11 protein-coding genes are annotated in these 13,825 nt (G+C 75.1%); 4 read left to right on the top strand and 7 right to left on the bottom strand.

Annotated features, from left to right (window positions below):
* Positions 1–51: 51 nt before the first annotated feature.
* The 3 genes from rph to AB0G13_RS03305 are packed head-to-tail and all read left to right on the top strand — an operon-like array spanning position 52 to position 2,390.
* Positions 52–783: a ribonuclease PH gene (rph, locus tag AB0G13_RS03315; RefSeq protein ID WP_357868177.1), complete on the top strand. Its 732-nt coding sequence runs from the start codon at positions 52–54 to the stop codon at positions 781–783.
* Positions 784–835: 52 nt separating this feature from the next.
* Positions 836–1,453, top strand: a complete 618-nt coding sequence (gene rdgB / locus AB0G13_RS03310) for an RdgB/HAM1 family non-canonical purine NTP pyrophosphatase (protein ID WP_357868174.1) — start codon at positions 836–838, stop codon at positions 1,451–1,453.
* Positions 1,454–1,475: 22 nt separating this feature from the next.
* Positions 1,476–2,390, top strand: a complete 915-nt coding sequence (locus AB0G13_RS03305; protein ID WP_357868172.1) for an AEC family transporter — start codon at positions 1,476–1,478, stop codon at positions 2,388–2,390.
* 102 nt (positions 2,391–2,492) lie between these two features.
* Here AB0G13_RS03305 and hutH read toward each other — a convergent pair whose 3' ends face one another.
* The 6 genes from hutH to AB0G13_RS03275 form a co-directional block, all read right to left on the bottom strand.
* Positions 2,493–4,028: a histidine ammonia-lyase gene (gene hutH / locus AB0G13_RS03300; RefSeq protein WP_357868170.1), complete on the bottom strand. Its 1,536-nt coding sequence runs from the start codon at positions 4,026–4,028 to the stop codon at positions 2,493–2,495.
* Positions 4,025–5,209 carry an imidazolonepropionase gene (hutI, locus tag AB0G13_RS03295; RefSeq protein WP_357868167.1) on the bottom strand — a complete coding sequence of 395 codons (1,185 nt, stop codon included), beginning with the start codon at positions 5,207–5,209 and terminating at the stop codon, positions 4,025–4,027. The genes hutH and hutI overlap by 4 nt, the downstream gene beginning before the upstream one ends.
* Positions 5,206–6,564, bottom strand: coding sequence for a formimidoylglutamate deiminase (locus AB0G13_RS03290; RefSeq protein ID WP_357868165.1), 1,359 nt, complete (start codon positions 6,562–6,564; stop codon positions 5,206–5,208). The genes hutI and AB0G13_RS03290 overlap by 4 nt, the downstream gene beginning before the upstream one ends.
* Positions 6,565–6,913: 349 nt before the next feature.
* The gene (locus tag AB0G13_RS03285) at positions 6,914–8,113 is read right to left on the bottom strand and encodes an allantoate amidohydrolase (protein WP_357868163.1); all 1,200 of its coding nucleotides are present in this window, start codon (positions 8,111–8,113) and stop codon (positions 6,914–6,916) included.
* A complete protein-coding gene (hutU, locus tag AB0G13_RS03280) occupies positions 8,110–9,768 on the bottom strand; it encodes a urocanate hydratase (protein WP_357868160.1) in 1,659 nt (552 codons plus the stop codon). The genes AB0G13_RS03285 and hutU overlap by 4 nt, the downstream gene beginning before the upstream one ends.
* Positions 9,769–9,785: 17 nt before the next feature.
* Positions 9,786–10,637 carry a MurR/RpiR family transcriptional regulator gene (locus tag AB0G13_RS03275; RefSeq protein WP_357868157.1) on the bottom strand — a complete coding sequence of 284 codons (852 nt, stop codon included), beginning with the start codon at positions 10,635–10,637 and terminating at the stop codon, positions 9,786–9,788.
* Between the two features lie 160 nt (positions 10,638–10,797).
* On the opposite strand from AB0G13_RS03275, the gene AB0G13_RS03270 reads away from it, so the two are divergent.
* Positions 10,798–12,732, top strand: a complete 1,935-nt coding sequence (locus tag AB0G13_RS03270; RefSeq protein ID WP_357868155.1) for a trypsin-like peptidase domain-containing protein — start codon at positions 10,798–10,800, stop codon at positions 12,730–12,732.
* A 66-nt stretch (positions 12,733–12,798) separates the two neighbouring features.
* Here AB0G13_RS03270 and AB0G13_RS03265 read toward each other — a convergent pair whose 3' ends face one another.
* On the bottom strand, positions 12,799–13,776 hold the full coding sequence (locus AB0G13_RS03265) for an acyltransferase (protein WP_357868152.1): 978 nt from the start codon (positions 13,774–13,776) through the stop codon (positions 12,799–12,801).
* Between the last annotated feature and the right edge of the window lie 49 nt (positions 13,777–13,825).

Here is a 13,825-nt window from a genome sequence, read left to right as displayed (position 1 = left end):
GGGCGGGGCACCCCGGGGCGAACCGATCGCGGCACCGCATAGGGTGCAGGGATGGCACGACCTGACGGGCGGCGACCCGACGAACTCCGACCTGTGACGTTGACCCGGGGCTGGAGCACCCATCCGGAGGGCTCGGTGCTCGTGGAGTTCGGCGGCACCCGGGTGCTCTGCACCGCCAGCGTGACCGAGGGCGTGCCCCGCTGGCGCAAGGGCTCCGGGCTCGGCTGGGTCACCGCCGAGTACGCGATGCTGCCGCGGGCCACCAACACCCGCTCCGACCGGGAAAGCGTGAAGGGCCGCGTCGGCGGCCGTACGCACGAGATCTCCCGGCTGATCGGCCGGAGCCTGCGGGCGTCCATCGACCTGAAGGCCCTCGGCGAGAACTCGATCGTGCTCGACTGCGACGTGCTCCAGGCCGACGGCGGCACCCGAACCGCCGCGATCACCGGCGCGTACGTGGCGCTGCACGACGCGGTGACCTGGCTGGCCGGGCGCAAGTCGCTGGTCGGCAAGCCGGAGAAGGTGATGCACCGCTCGGTGGCCGCGATCAGCGTCGGGATCATCGGCGGCGAGCCGCGGCTGGACCTCGACTACACCGAGGACGTGGCCGCCGAGGTCGACATGAACGTGGTGTGCACCGGCGCCGGCGAGTTCGTCGAGGTGCAGGGCACCGGGGAGGCGGGCGTGTTCGCCCGCGAGCAGCTCGACGCCCTGCTCGACCTGGCCGTCGCCGGCTGCGTGGAACTGGCCGAAGCCCAGCGGAAGGCGCTCCTCCTCCCGTGAGCGCGAGGAGTGAGCCTGCGAGCCCCGCAGTCGCGAACAAAGGTGGATTCTGATGAACAAGGTGCTGCTCGCCACCCGTAACCGCAAGAAGCTCGTCGAGCTCCAGCGGATCCTCGACGGCGCGCTCGGCGCGCACCGCGTCGCCCTGATCGGGCTGGACGACGTCGAGGAATACCCGGAGCTGCCCGAGAGCGGCCTGACCTTCGGCGAGAACGCGCTGATCAAGGCGCGGGAGGGCTGCCGGCGCACCGGCCTGCCGACGATCGCCGACGACTCCGGGCTCGCCGTCGAGGCGCTCAACGGCATGCCGGGGGTGTTCAGCGCCCGCTGGGCCGGCCGGCACGGCAACGACCAGGCCAACCTGCAGCTGGTGCTGGACCAGATCGCGGACCTCCCCGACGAGCACCGGGGCGCGTCGTTCGTCTGCACGGTGGCCCTGGTGCTGCCCGGCGGCAAGGAACACCTGGTCGACGGCAGGCAGACCGGCCGGCTGCTCCGGGCGCCGCGCGGCGACGGCGGGTTCGGCTACGACCCGATCTTCCTCGGCGACGGGCAGGACCGTACCAACGCCGAGCTGACGCCGCAGGAGAAGGACGCGGTCAGCCACCGGGGCAAGGCGCTGCGGGAGCTGGCCAAGCTCGTCGCCAAGGTGCTGCCGCCCGCGAGCTGACGGCCCCGCCCCGGTGGGAGGGGTGCTGACGGGCTTCGCCGTCATCGTCACCGTCATCGCCGTCGGCTACGCGCTCGGCCGCGGCGGGGTGCTGGGGCCGGAAGCAGCCACGGTCCTCTCCCGCGTCGCGTTCTTCGTGGCGACTCCGGCGCTGCTGTTCGAGACGGTGTCGCGGGCCGACGTGCCCGCGGTCGTCTCGTCCTCCCTCGTCGTCACGGTGGTCAGCACCACCACCGTGGCGTCGGTGTTCGTCGCCGTCGCGAGCCTCTGCTGGCGCCGCTCCGTCGCGGAGGCGACGATCGGCGCCCTGGCCTCGTCGTACGTCAACGCGGCGAACATCGGCATCCCGGTCGCGGTCTACGTCCTCGGGGACGCCTCGTTCGTCGCGCCCGTCCTGATGTTCCAGCTGGTCGTCATGACGCCAATCGCGTTCGCCTTCCTGGAGGCGGCCACGGCGCGGAGGAGACCGTCGCTCGGCACGGTGGTGCTCCAGCCGCTCACCAACCCGGTCACCATCGCGTGCGCGTTGGGCGTCGCGGCCAGCCTGACCGGCTGGCTGCCGCCGGAGCCGGTCCTGCGGCCGATCGAACTGGTCGCGGCGATGGCGGTCCCCGCCACGCTGATCGCGTACGGCGTCTCCCTGCACGGCGCGCCGCGGCCCGGCTCCGGCGACACCGGACGGGACGTCCGGCTCGCGGTCGTCCTCAAGACGGTGGTCCAGCCCGCCGTCGCCTACCTCGTCGCGCGCTTCGCGATGGGGCTGCCGGCCGGCCTCGTGCTGGCCTGCACGGTCACCGCCGCCCTGCCGACGGCGCAGAACGTCTTCGTCTACGCGATCCGCTACGGCCGGGGCACGGTCCTGGCGCGCGACTCGGTCCTCCTGTCGACGGTGGCCGCCGTGCCCGTGCTGGTCGGCGTGGCGCTGCTGGCGGGCTGAGACCCGTCGTGGCCGGCGTCGCGCAGCCGCCCGGAGGCCATCGCGGCGCCCGTCGGCGCGGCCACCCGGGCCACCGCGGCGCGCGGTGGCCCGGGGCGGCCGTCAGTCGAGGGGGCCGATCTCGCGCTCGATGGCGGCGCGCAGGTCGGGCCCGGCCAGCACGGCCCGGGCGGCCTCCATCAGCGGGGCCAGGAAGACGTCCGGCCCGGGTTCCCCGGCGACCCCGCCGAGCGCCGCGACGGCCGCCCGGCCGGCCGGGGACGGGTCGAGCGGGGCGCGCAGCTGGAGCCCGCGTACCCCGGCGAGCAGCTCGACGGCGAGGATGCTGGTCAGGTTGTCCAGCACGGCGCGCAGCTTCTTGGCCGCCGCCCAGCCCATCGAGACGTGGTCCTCCTGCATCCCGCTGGTGGGCAGCGAGTCCACCGACGCGGGCGCGGCGAGCCGGCGGTTCTCCGCGACGATCCCGGCCGCCGTGTACTGCGCGATCATCAGCCCGGAGTTGACCCCGGCGTCGGGGGAGAGGAACGCCGGCAGCTCCCGGGACCGGGTGACGTCGAGCAGCCGGTCGACCCGGCGCTCGGCGATCGCGCCCACCTCGGCGGCGGCGATGGCCAGGAAGTCCGCGGCGAAACCGAGCGGCGCGCCGTGGAAGTTCCCGGTCGACTCGACGCGGCCGTCGGGCAGCACCACCGGGTTGTCCACCACCGAGACCAGCTCCCGGCCGGCCACCGTGCGGACGAAGTCGAGCGTGTCCCGGGCCGCCCCGGCGACCTGCGGCGCGCACCGCATCGAGTACGCGTCCTGCACCGCGTGCGCCAGGTCGTCGCGGTGCGAGTCCATCACCCGGGAGTCCTGGAGCAGCCGGTGGATGTTCGCCGCCGAGGCCGACTGCCCCGGGTGCGGCCGGATGGCGTGCAGCTCCGGCAGGAACGGCCGCTCCGAGCCGAGCATCGCCTCGATGGCGAGGGCGGCGGTGACGTCGGCCATCGTGAACAGGTGCGCGGCGTCGTGGATCGCCAGCAGCAGCATGCCGAGCATGCCGTCGGTGCCGTTGATCAGCGCCAGCCCCTCCTTGGCGGCCAGCTCGACCGGCGTCAGCCCGGCCCGGCGCAGCGCGTCGGCCGCGGGCAGCCGCTCGCCGGCCGGGCCGAGCACCCAGCCCTCGCCGAGCAGCACCAGCGCGCAGTGCGCCAGCGGCGCCAGGTCGCCGGAGGCGCCCAGCGAGCCGTGCTCCGGCACCCACGGCGTCACGTCGTGGTTGAGCAGGTCGACCAGCGCCTCGGCGACCAGGGGCCGGACCCCGGAGCGGCCGAGCGCCAGCGAGCGGACCCGCAGCAGCATCATGGCCCGGACCACCTCGCGCGGCATCGGCGCGCCCACCCCGGCGGCGTGCGAGCGGATCAGCGCGTGCTGGAGCTCGGCCCGCCGCTCGGGCGCGACGAAGGTGTTCGCCAGCGCGCCGAAGCCGGTGGAGACGCCGTAGACCGGCCGGCCGGCGGCTTCGATGCCGTCGACGATGGACCGGCTGACGGTCATGGCGTCCACGGTGGCCGGGTCGAGGACGACCTTGGCGGTGCCGCGCGCCACGGCGAGCACGTCGGCGGGGGAGACCCCGGTGGGCAGGATGGTCACGGTCATTGAGGGACTCCGTTGCGCAGAACCTGGCGGATCAGTGGCACACCCGGCCGGTAGGCCAGGTGCAGGTGGGACGGGGCGTCGAGGACCATCAGGTCGGCCCGGGCCCCCGGCCGGAGCACCCCGACGTCGTCGCGGCGCAACGCCCGGGCGCCGCCGGCGGTCGCGGCCCAGACCGCCTCCGCCGGGGTCATCCGCATCTCGCGTACGGCGAGCGCGACGCAGAACGGCATCGACGAGGTGTACGACGAACCGGGGTTGCAGTCGGTCGCCAGCGCCACGGTGACGCCGGCGTCGAGCAGCCGGCGGGCGTCCGGGTAGGGCGAGCGGGTGGAGAACTCGGCGCCGGGCAGCAGGGTCGCCACGGTGGTGTGCCCGCCGTCGACCCGGGTCGAGGCCAGCGCGTCGACGTCGGCGTCGGTCAGGTGGGTGCAGTGGTCGACGCTCGCCGCGCCCAGCTCGACGCCGAGCTGGACGCCCGGCCCGGGGCCGAGCTGGTTGGCGTGCACCCGCACGCCCAGCCCGACGGCCTGGCCGCAGGCGAGGATGGCGCGGGCGTGGTCGACGTCGAACGCGCCCCGCTCGCAGAAGACGTCGATCCAGCGCGCGTGCGGCGCGGCGGCGGCCAGCATCGGCCCGCAGACCAGCCCCACGTAGTCGTCGGGGCGGTCGGCGTACTCGGCGGGGACCACGTGGGCGCCGAGGAAGGTGGTCTCCTCGCTGACCTCGGCGGCGATCGCCAGCGAGCGGGCCTCGTCGGCGACGGTGAGGCCGTACCCGCTCTTGATCTCCATGGTGGTGGTGCCCTGCCGCATCGCCTCGCCGCGCAGCCGGCGCACGGTGGCCCGCAGCTCGTCGTCGGTGGCCGCCCGGGTCGCGCCGACCGTGGTCCGGATGCCGCCGCCGGTGTACGGCTGTCCGGCCATCCGGGCGGCGAACTCGGTGGCCCGGTCCCCGGCGAAGACCAGGTGGGCGTGGCTGTCCACGAAGCCGGGGAGCACGGCGGCGCCCCCGGCGTCCAGGCGCCGGTCGGCGGCCGGCGCGTCGCGGGCCGGCCCGATCCAGGCCACCCGCCCCTCCTCGACAAGGAGGGCGGCGTCGCGCCGGATGCCCAACGGCCCGCCCTCGCCGCCGACGTCGTTGGTCACCAGCTCGCCGATGTCGTCGACCAGCAGACTGCTCATGAGGTCACCTCCTCGATGGCCGCGGCCAGCTCGGCCGGCACGTCGACGGTCAGGTGCCGGCCGTCGCGCACCACCGTCCGGCCGTCCACCACGACGTGGGTGACGTCCGCGGCGCCCGCCGCGAACCACACCCCCACCGGCGGTACGCCGGCCGTGCGCGGGCTGTCCAGCCGTACGGTCACCAGGTCGGCACGCGCCCCCACGGCGATCCGCCCGGCGTCGCGCCAGCCCAGCGCGGCGTGGCCGCCCACGGTGGCCGCGTCGCGCAGCTCGGCGGGGCTGAAGTGGCCGCGTCGGCGGGTGCGCAGCCGCTCGTCCAGTTCCACCGCGCGGGCCTCCTCGAAGAGGTCGATCACGGCGTGGCTGTCGCTGCCCAGGCTGAGCGGCAGGCCGACGTCGGCCATCCGCCGGGCCGGGCCGATCCCGTCGGCCAGGTCCCGCTCGGTGGTCGGGCAGAGGCAGACGCCCGTGCCGGCGTCCCCGAGCAGGGTGAGGTCGCCGCCGGTCAGGTGGGTGGCGTGCACGGCCGTGGTGGCCGGGCCGAGCGCCCCGCGGTCGGCGAGCAGGCGGGCCGGGGTGCAGCCGTGCGTGGCCCGGCAGGCGTCGTTCTCGGCGGGCTGCTCGGAGAGGTGCACGTGCAGGGGCGCGTCCCGCCGGTCCGCCCAGCCGGCAACGGTGGCGAGCTGCCCGGCCGGCACCGCCCGCACCGAGTGGATCGCCGCACCCACCCGGGCGTGGTCGCCGGCCGGTCGGAACGCGTCGGCCCGTTCCGCCCAGCGCAGCGCGTCGCCGTCGCCGAAGCGCCGCTGCGGTCCGGCCAGCGGCTGCCCGTCGACGGTGGCGGTGAGGTAGCAGGTGTCCAGCAGGGTGATCCGGATCCCGGCGTGCGCGGCGGCCTCGACCAGCGCCGCACCCATCGCGTTCGGGTCGGCGTACGGGGTGCCGTCCGGGTCATGGTGCAGGTAGTGGAACTCGCCGACGCAGGTGATCCCGGCCAGCGCCATCTCGGCGTAGACGGCCCGGGCCAGGGCCAGGTACGAGTCGGGGTCGAGCCGCTGCGCCACCGCGTACATCCGGTCGCGCCAGGTCCAGAAGTCGCCGCGCCCGCCGTGGGTGCGCCCGCGCAGCGCCCGGTGGAACGCGTGCGAGTGCGCGTTGGCGAGCCCGGGCAGGGTCAGCCCGGGCAGCCGGACGGCGTCGGCCACGACCTCGACTCCGGCGGGTGGCGTGCTCCCGGCCGTCAGCGGGGTCACACCGGTGATCCGCCCGTCGGTGGTCTCGATCAGCACGTCGGCGGTCGGTTCGGCGTGGTCCGGCAACCAGGCGTACTCGGCGAGCCAGCGGGTCCCGGTCATCTCGTCCGCCCCCTTTCGAGCTGCCCCGTGCATGGGACCACCGAAGCCGACTGCCCTGGCGAGCGCCGCGCGCCACGGTGGCCCCGCCCCGTCGGCGGCGCTACCGTGCCCAACGAAGCAACCCGTCCCGGTCGCCGCCCCGTTTGTGCGGGCAGTTCGACAGCGCTTGCGGGGTGGAGTCGGTGGGGGCGCTGCCCCGTTTGTGCGGGCAGTTCGACAGCGCTTGCGGGGTGGGCCGGATAGGCCGGCTGCCCCATCGGCGCGGGCAGCTCGACAGGGCCCGCCGGACGGGTCGGGCAGGGGCCGCGTCCGGCGACCGAGGCAGACGTGCGAGCGGACGGCCGGCCGGTCAGCGGCATGTCAGCTCCTCCAGCACCCGGGCCAGGGCGGTGACCCCGGCGGCGCAGTCGGCGTCGCTGGCTGACTCGGCGGGGGAGTGCGAGACCCCGGTCGGGTTGCGCACGAAGAGCATCGCCGTGGGCACGTGCGCGGCGAGCACCCCGGCGTCGTGCCCGGCCCCGGTGGGCAGCACCGGCGCGTCGAGCAGGGTCGCGAGCCGGCCCGCCAGGCCGCCGTCGAAGGCGACCAGCGGGGTGGCCGACTCCTCGGTCAGGGCCACCTCCGTACCGTCGCGGCGGGCCCGCTCGGCGGCCTTCGCGCGCACCGCGTCGACCAGCCCGCCCAGCGTCTCCGGCTCGGCGGCCCGGGCGTCCAGCCAGCCGGTCACCTTCGACGGGATCGCGTTGGTGGCGTTCGGCTCCACCGCCACCCGGCCCACGGTGGCGTGGGCGCCGCGCAGCCGCGCCTCCTTGTTGGCCGCCAGCACCGTGAAGGCGTACGTCAGCATGGGGTCGCGGCGGTCGGCCATCCGGGTCGTACCGGCGTGGTTGCCCTCGCCGGTGAACTCGAAGCGCCAGCGGCCGTGCGGCCAGATGGCGCTGGCCACCCCGACCGGCGCGCCGGCGTCGACCATCGCGCGGCCCTGCTCGACGTGCAGCTCGACGAAGGCCGCGAAGCGGCCGAGCAGCTCGGGCCGGGCGCCCGCCGGCCGGCCGCCCAGCGCCTCGGCGAAGCTCACCCCGGCGGCGTCGCGCAGCCCGGCCGCGCGCTCCACCGCGATCTCCCCGGCGAGCAGCCGCGACCCCAGGCACGGTACGCCGAACCGCGCGCCCTCCTCCTCGACGAACGCGCCGACCACGACGGGGCGGGCCGGCGCGACACCGGCCGCGCGCAGCTCGTCGACGGCGAGGAACGCGCTGACGATGCCGAGGGGCCCGTCGTACGCCCCGCCGTGCGGCACCGAGTCGAAGTGGCTGCCCGTCAGCACCGCGTCGCCGGCCTCCGGGTCGCCCCACCGGGCGAACAGGTTGCCGTTGCCGTCGTCGGTCACCGGCATGCCCCGGCGGCTAGCCTGCTCGCGGAACCACTCCCGTAGCCGCAGTTCCGGCTCGGTCAGCGCGTACCGCAGGTAGCCGCCGCTGCTCTCGTCCCGCCCGATCGGCGCGATCTCGTCCCACAGCGCCCGGAACCGCCCGGCGAGGTCGCTCACGCGGTATCCCCCTCCGCCATCGGCACCCGCACGCCGGTGGCCTCCGCGACCTCGCGGGCGGCGTCGTAGCCGGCGTCGACGTGCCGGATGACGCCCATCGCCGGGTCGTTGGTGAGCACCCGCTCGATCTTCTGCCCGGCCAGGGCGGTGCCGTCGGCCACGCAGACCTGCCCGGCGTGGATGGACCGGCCGATGCCGACCCCGCCGCCGTGGTGGATCGACACCCAGGACGCCCCGCTGGCGGTGTTGACCAGCGCGTTGAGCAGCGGCCAGTCGGCCACGGCGTCGGAGCCGTCGGCCATCGACTCGGTCTCCCGGTAGGGGCTGGCCACGCTGCCGCAGTCCAGGTGGTCCCGGCCGATCACCACGGGCGCGGAGAGCTCGCCGGAGGCGACCATCTCGTTGAACCGCACCCCCGCCCGGTCTCGCTCGCCGTAGCCGAGCCAGCAGATCCGCGCAGGCAGGCCCTGGAAGGCCACCCGCTCGCCGGCCATCCGGATCCACCGGGCCAGCGACTCGTTCTCCGGGAACAGATCCAGGATCGCCCGGTCGGTGGCGGCGATGTCGGCCGGGTCGCCGGAGAGCGCCGCCCACCGGAACGGGCCCTTGCCCTCGCAGAACAACGGCCGGATGTACGCGGGCACGAAGCCGGGGAAGTCGAAGGCCCGCTCGTACCCGCCGAGCTTCGCCTCGCCCCGGATCGAGTTGCCGTAGTCGAAGACCTCCGCGCCGGCGTCGAGGAATCCGACCATCGCCTCGACGTGCTTCGCCATCGACGCCCGCGCCCGGTCGGTGAACTCGACCGGCTTCGCCTTCGCGTAGTCCCGGGCGTCGGCCAGCTCCACCCCCTCCGGCAGGTACGACAGCGGGTCGTGCGCGCTGGTCTGGTCGGTGACGACGTCGATGTCGACGCCCCGGCGCAGCAGCTCCGGGAAGACCGTGGCCGCGTTGCCGACCACGCCGACGCTCAGCGCCCGCCGGTCCCGCTTCGCGGCCAGCACCCGCCGCACGGCGTCGTCGAGGGAGTCGGCGACCTCGTCGAGGTAGCGGTCGTGCACCCGCCGGTCCAGCCGACTCCGGTCCACGTCGACGACCAGGCAGACGCCGCCGTTCATGGTGACCGCGAGGGGCTGCGCCCCGCCCATGCCGCCGCAGCCGGCGGTCAACGTCAGCGTCCCCGCGAGGGTGCCGCCGAACCTCTTGGCGGCGACGGCCGCGAACGTCTCGTAGGTGCCCTGGAGGATGCCCTGGGTGCCGATGTAGATCCACGAGCCGGCGGTCATCTGCCCGTACATGGTCAGGCCGAGCTGTTCGAGGCGGCGGAACTCCGGCCAGGTGGCCCAGTCGCCCACCAGGTTGGAGTTCGCCAGCAGCACCCGGGGCGCCCACTCGTGGGTGCGCATGACGCCCACCGGCCGGCCGGACTGCACGAGCATGGTCTCGTCGTCGCGCAGGTCGGTCAGCGTGCGCACCAGCGCGTGGTACGACGGCCAGTCCCGCGCCGCCTTCCCCGTACCGCCGTAGACCACCAGGTCCTCGGGGCGCTCGGCGACCTCCGGGTCGAGGTTGTTCATCAGCATCCGCAGCGCGGCCTCCTGGGGCCACCCTCGGGCGGTGCGTTCGGTGCCGCGTGCGGCGCGGACGGGCTGGGTCATCTCGGTTCTCCTCCGGGTCATCCGAGGAACAACTGGCGGCGGGCGGCCGAGGCCTCGAAGGCCTCCAGCCGGCGCTGGGTGTCGGTCGGGGCGGCGTCGCAGATGGCCTGGAGCAGGACCATGGCCAGGGTCATCGGCGCGGTGTGCAGGTCGAAGACGAGCTGCGCGCCGACGGCGGCGGGCAGCACCACGTCGGCGTGCTCGGTGGCCGGGCTGACCGGCGAGTCGGTGATGGCCACCACGGTGAGGCCGGCGGCCCGGGCCTCGCGCAGCGCGTCCAGGGTCTCCCGGGGATAGCGGGGGAGGACGAAGGCGAGCAGGGCGCCCGCCCCGGCCTCGGCGGCCTGTTCGAGGCGGTCGGTGAGCAGGCTGCCGCCGTCGTCGAGCACCCGCACGTCGGGGTGCACCTTGGCGGCGAAATAGGCGAAGTAGGCGGCCAGCGGGGCGGCGGCGCGCAGGCCGAGCACCGGCAGGGGGCGGCTGGCGGCCAGCAGCCTGCCGGTCTCGGCGATCCGGTCCCGGTCGGCGAGCTGCCCGGCGAGGCGGTCGAGGTTGCCGATCTCGGCGCGTACCGCCTGCTGGAGCTCGTTGCCGGCGGCGGTGGCGTCGCCGGGGGCGCCGGCGGTCAGCTCGCGGAGCCGGCGGCGCAGCGCGGGGTAGCCGTCGTGGCCGAGCGCGACCGCGAACCGGGTGACGGACGGCTGGCTGACCCCGGCCAGCTCGGCGACCTCGGCCGCCGACAGGTACGCCGCGGCGGGCGCGTGCTGCACGAGGCAGTGCGCGATGCGGCGCTGGGTGGGGGTGAGCCGGACCCCCTGGAACAGGTCCAGCACCCGCTCGGTGGGTGCCACGACAGCTCCCTCATTCATGCCGTGACTGTATGCATGAAAACTTTCACAAAGCAACCGGCCGTCGCGCGGGTTCCCCGCAGCCGCCCGTCCCGCTGAGTGTCGGGCCAGCGACCGGCAGGGGGAGAGCTGGTCCTGCCTCGGTACTATCCCCCACGGCGGTTGAGTCGGAGGAGTGCACATGCAGCCGGAAGGCCCCTACAGGTTCACCCACACGTTGGGCGGATCTTCGGTCGGAAAGGCCTGGGCTGCGATCGACGGACAGGGCCGCCTCGTCACCGTGGCCGTCCTCGACGCCGCCGTCGCCGCGGCCCCCGGGTGGCGGGAGGCGTTCGCGGGGATCGCCAACTCCCTCGCGCAGTCGCAGGAGCCGAACGCGCTGCCCTACACGTACGCGGACTTCTCGGCCACCTCGCCCTGGGTGGCGTACTCCTCCGAGGTGGGCCCGGGGGCCGAGAAGCTCTTCCGGGCGCTCGGCGTCGAGTACGAGCCCGCGCCGGCCGCCACGCCCCCGGTCTCGGCCCCTCCCCAGCAGGTCTCCGGAATCCCGCACCCGGTCTCCGAGGTGCCGCACCCGGTGTCCGGACTGCCGCACGTGCCGTGGGCGATGCACACCAGCCCCGTCTCCGCCCAGCCGGCGTCGGCGACCCCGTACCCCGTCTCGGCCTCGCCCGCCGGGGCCGGGGCCCCGGCGGCGCAGGTGGCCGGCGAGACGGTCCAGATGCCGGTCGTGCAGCCCCGTCCGCCCGCCGAGCCGCCGAACGACCCGTTCGCCGCACCGGTCCGCCGGATCCAGTCCTCCGGCCCGCCACCGCGCCGCACGGGGCGTTGGATCGCCGTCGCCGCGCTGCTGCTGGTGGCGGCCCTGGGTGGCGGGGTCGGCGCCTGGGCGGTCACGGCCGGCGGCCCGGGCGAGCCGGCGGCCACGCCGACGGCCACCTCCACCGCCTTTCCGACCGCCACCCCGGTCAACCCGGGCCTCAAGCCCTGGGCGCAGGCGGCCCTGTACAGCCCCGAGGAGCGGGCGCTGGCGACGGCGGCGCCCGCCATGGTCTTCGTGGAGGTCATCTTCACCGGCTACGTCCGGAACAAGGAGAACGACACCCCGCTGCGGGAGGCGCCCGTCACGTTCAGCCGGCGGTGCAGCGGGTTCGTGGTCAACCACGACGGACACGTCCTCACCAACGGTCAGTGCGTGCAGCCGACCGAGGACATCGTGCTCGCCGGCGCCCTCTCCGCCCTGGCCAACGTCCTCGTCAGCGAGAAGGAGATCACCGCGAAGGACGTCCCCGCCTACATCCGGGCCAGGATGAGGACGACCCGCTTCACCGGCACGGAGGCCGCGACGGCCCCCGAGGTCAAGCTCTTCGGGCAGTTGAACGCCGCCAAGGGGGACGTCACGGACAGCCCGGCGATCCCCGGCACCGTCGTCCGGGCGCTCGCGCTGGAGGAGGGGAACCTCGCGCTGGTCAAGCTCGCCCAGCAGAACCTGCCCGCCGCCGAGCTGAACCCCGCCGCCACCGTCAGCCCGGAGACCCCGCTGCTGATCCTGGGCTACGGCACCACCGACGCCAGCTTCCGGTCCGCCACCTACACGGTGCTGTCCAAGCCCGTTCGGGTGACCGGGGTGGACGCCCAGTCGTCGGTCGGCGCGTACCGCATCAGCGAGGACGTCGGCCTCTACTCCCGGGGCGGGATCGCGATCGACCCGCAGGGCCGCGTCGTCGGGCTGCTCGACAACGACATCCTCCGCCCCGACAAGGCCAACCGGGTCGTCGTGCCGGTGTCCACGATGACCGGCCTGCTCGGCGCGGCGGGGGTGCAGAACAGCCTCGGTGAGCCCGACCAGCTCTACCGCTCCGGCCTGGAGGCGTACTTCGCCGGCGACGAGTCCACCGCGATCTCCCGCTTCGACGGGGTGACGGAGAAGTCCCCGGTCAACCTGCTGGCCCAGGCGTACCGTCAGGCGGCCGTCGACAGCGGTGGCGGCGAGGGCGGCTCGCCGGACCGGCCGGGCTGGGCGGTGCCGCTGCTCGTCGCCTCCGGCGTCGTGCTCGTGATCGGGCTCGTGGCGCTGTTCGCGATGTTGTTCGGCCGGCGGGGAAGCCGGGCGTAGGGCCCGGCGCGCATCCGGGACGCCCGCCGGCCGGCGTTGCTGCCCCCCTGGGGCCGGCGTTGCCCCCTACGGCCGGCGTCCGCCCGTGCCCGTCAGGTAGGGACCAAGGCGCGTCCCCAGCACGAGCAGCGCGAACCCCCAGGGCAGCACGAGGGTGGCCGCCAGGTCGAACCACCCGCCGTCCGGCCCCGTGCGCAGGACCCACAGCACCGCCGCGTGGCTCAGCACGACGGCGATGCCGCACCCGGCGAGCCGGCCGACGACGTGCGCCGCGGGCGCGTTCAGGCGCCCGTCGAGAGCCTCGGCCAGCAGGATGAACCCGCAGCTGAGCAGGGTCGCGGTCAGCACACCGAACACCGGCTTGCCGAAGTCGCCGGCCTTGATGTCCAGCGAGCCGCTCGCGCCGAGGAGCACCAGGCCGGCCCCGGCCGACACCATGCCGCCGCCCATGCCGGCGGACAACCGCGGCCGCAGCTCGCGCAGGTGACGACCGCAGAGCACGAACAGCAGGCAGGCCGGGACGAGGAACAGACCGAGCGGCCCGGCCGTGACCACGTCCGGAGCGAGGTGGGCGGCCAGCAGCCCCACCAGCGCCACCCCCCAGGTGACGGCCGTCCCGAACCGCTCCAGCCAGCGGTACGCGACCGCGATCAGCAACAGCACCGAGACGAACCAGAACGCCGAGAACGGCCGGACGGCGGCGGTGCCGCCGTACAGCGCTCCGGTGAACGTCTCCGACCCCACGCCGCCCCGCACGGCCGCCGCGGCCGCGAGCATCGCGAGCAGGAGCACCAACCAGGCCAGGTACGGCACGCCGAGGGTCTGCCACCGCTTGCGCAGCTCGCCGCCGATCGGTCGGCCGGGCGTCCAGAAGTAGCCGGTGAGGATGAAGAACAACGGGACGTGCCAGGTGTAGATGACCGCCCGGGTGGTGTCGTCGATCCAGACATGGCCGACGACGACGGCCGCGATGCCGATGATCCGGAGGGTGTCGATCCCGACGGACCGGGTGCCCACCGCGGGCGTCGTGGTGGTAGCGGCCATGGCGGGCATCATCGCAGACAACGACGACCCGTCATGTCCCGCCCCGCGC

The sequence above is a fragment of the Micromonospora sp. NPDC023633 genome (assembly GCF_040640035.1).
GTDB lineage: Bacteria > Actinomycetota > Actinomycetes > Mycobacteriales > Micromonosporaceae > Micromonospora.
Note: the sequence above shows the minus strand (reverse complement) of the source record. Positions and strands in the feature narration are given on the sequence as shown.

Coding starts and splice junctions, on each gene's coding strand:
- rph (WP_357868177.1), top strand. CDS start 52: ATGGCACGACCTGACGGGCGGCGACCCGACGAACTCCGACCTGTGACG.
- rdgB (WP_357868174.1), top strand. CDS start 836: ATGAACAAGGTGCTGCTCGCCACCCGTAACCGCAAGAAGCTCGTCGAG.
- hutH (WP_357868170.1), bottom strand. CDS start 4,028: ATGACCGTGACCATCCTGCCCACCGGGGTCTCCCCCGCCGACGTGCTC.
- hutI (WP_357868167.1), bottom strand. CDS start 5,209: ATGAGCAGTCTGCTGGTCGACGACATCGGCGAGCTGGTGACCAACGAC.
- AB0G13_RS03290 (WP_357868165.1), bottom strand. CDS start 6,564: ATGACCGGGACCCGCTGGCTCGCCGAGTACGCCTGGTTGCCGGACCAC.
- hutU (WP_357868160.1), bottom strand. CDS start 9,768: ATGACCCAGCCCGTCCGCGCCGCACGCGGCACCGAACGCACCGCCCGA.
- AB0G13_RS03275 (WP_357868157.1), bottom strand. CDS start 10,637: ATGAATGAGGGAGCTGTCGTGGCACCCACCGAGCGGGTGCTGGACCTG.
- AB0G13_RS03270 (WP_357868155.1), top strand. CDS start 10,798: ATGCAGCCGGAAGGCCCCTACAGGTTCACCCACACGTTGGGCGGATCT.
- AB0G13_RS03265 (WP_357868152.1), bottom strand. CDS start 13,776: ATGGCCGCTACCACCACGACGCCCGCGGTGGGCACCCGGTCCGTCGGG.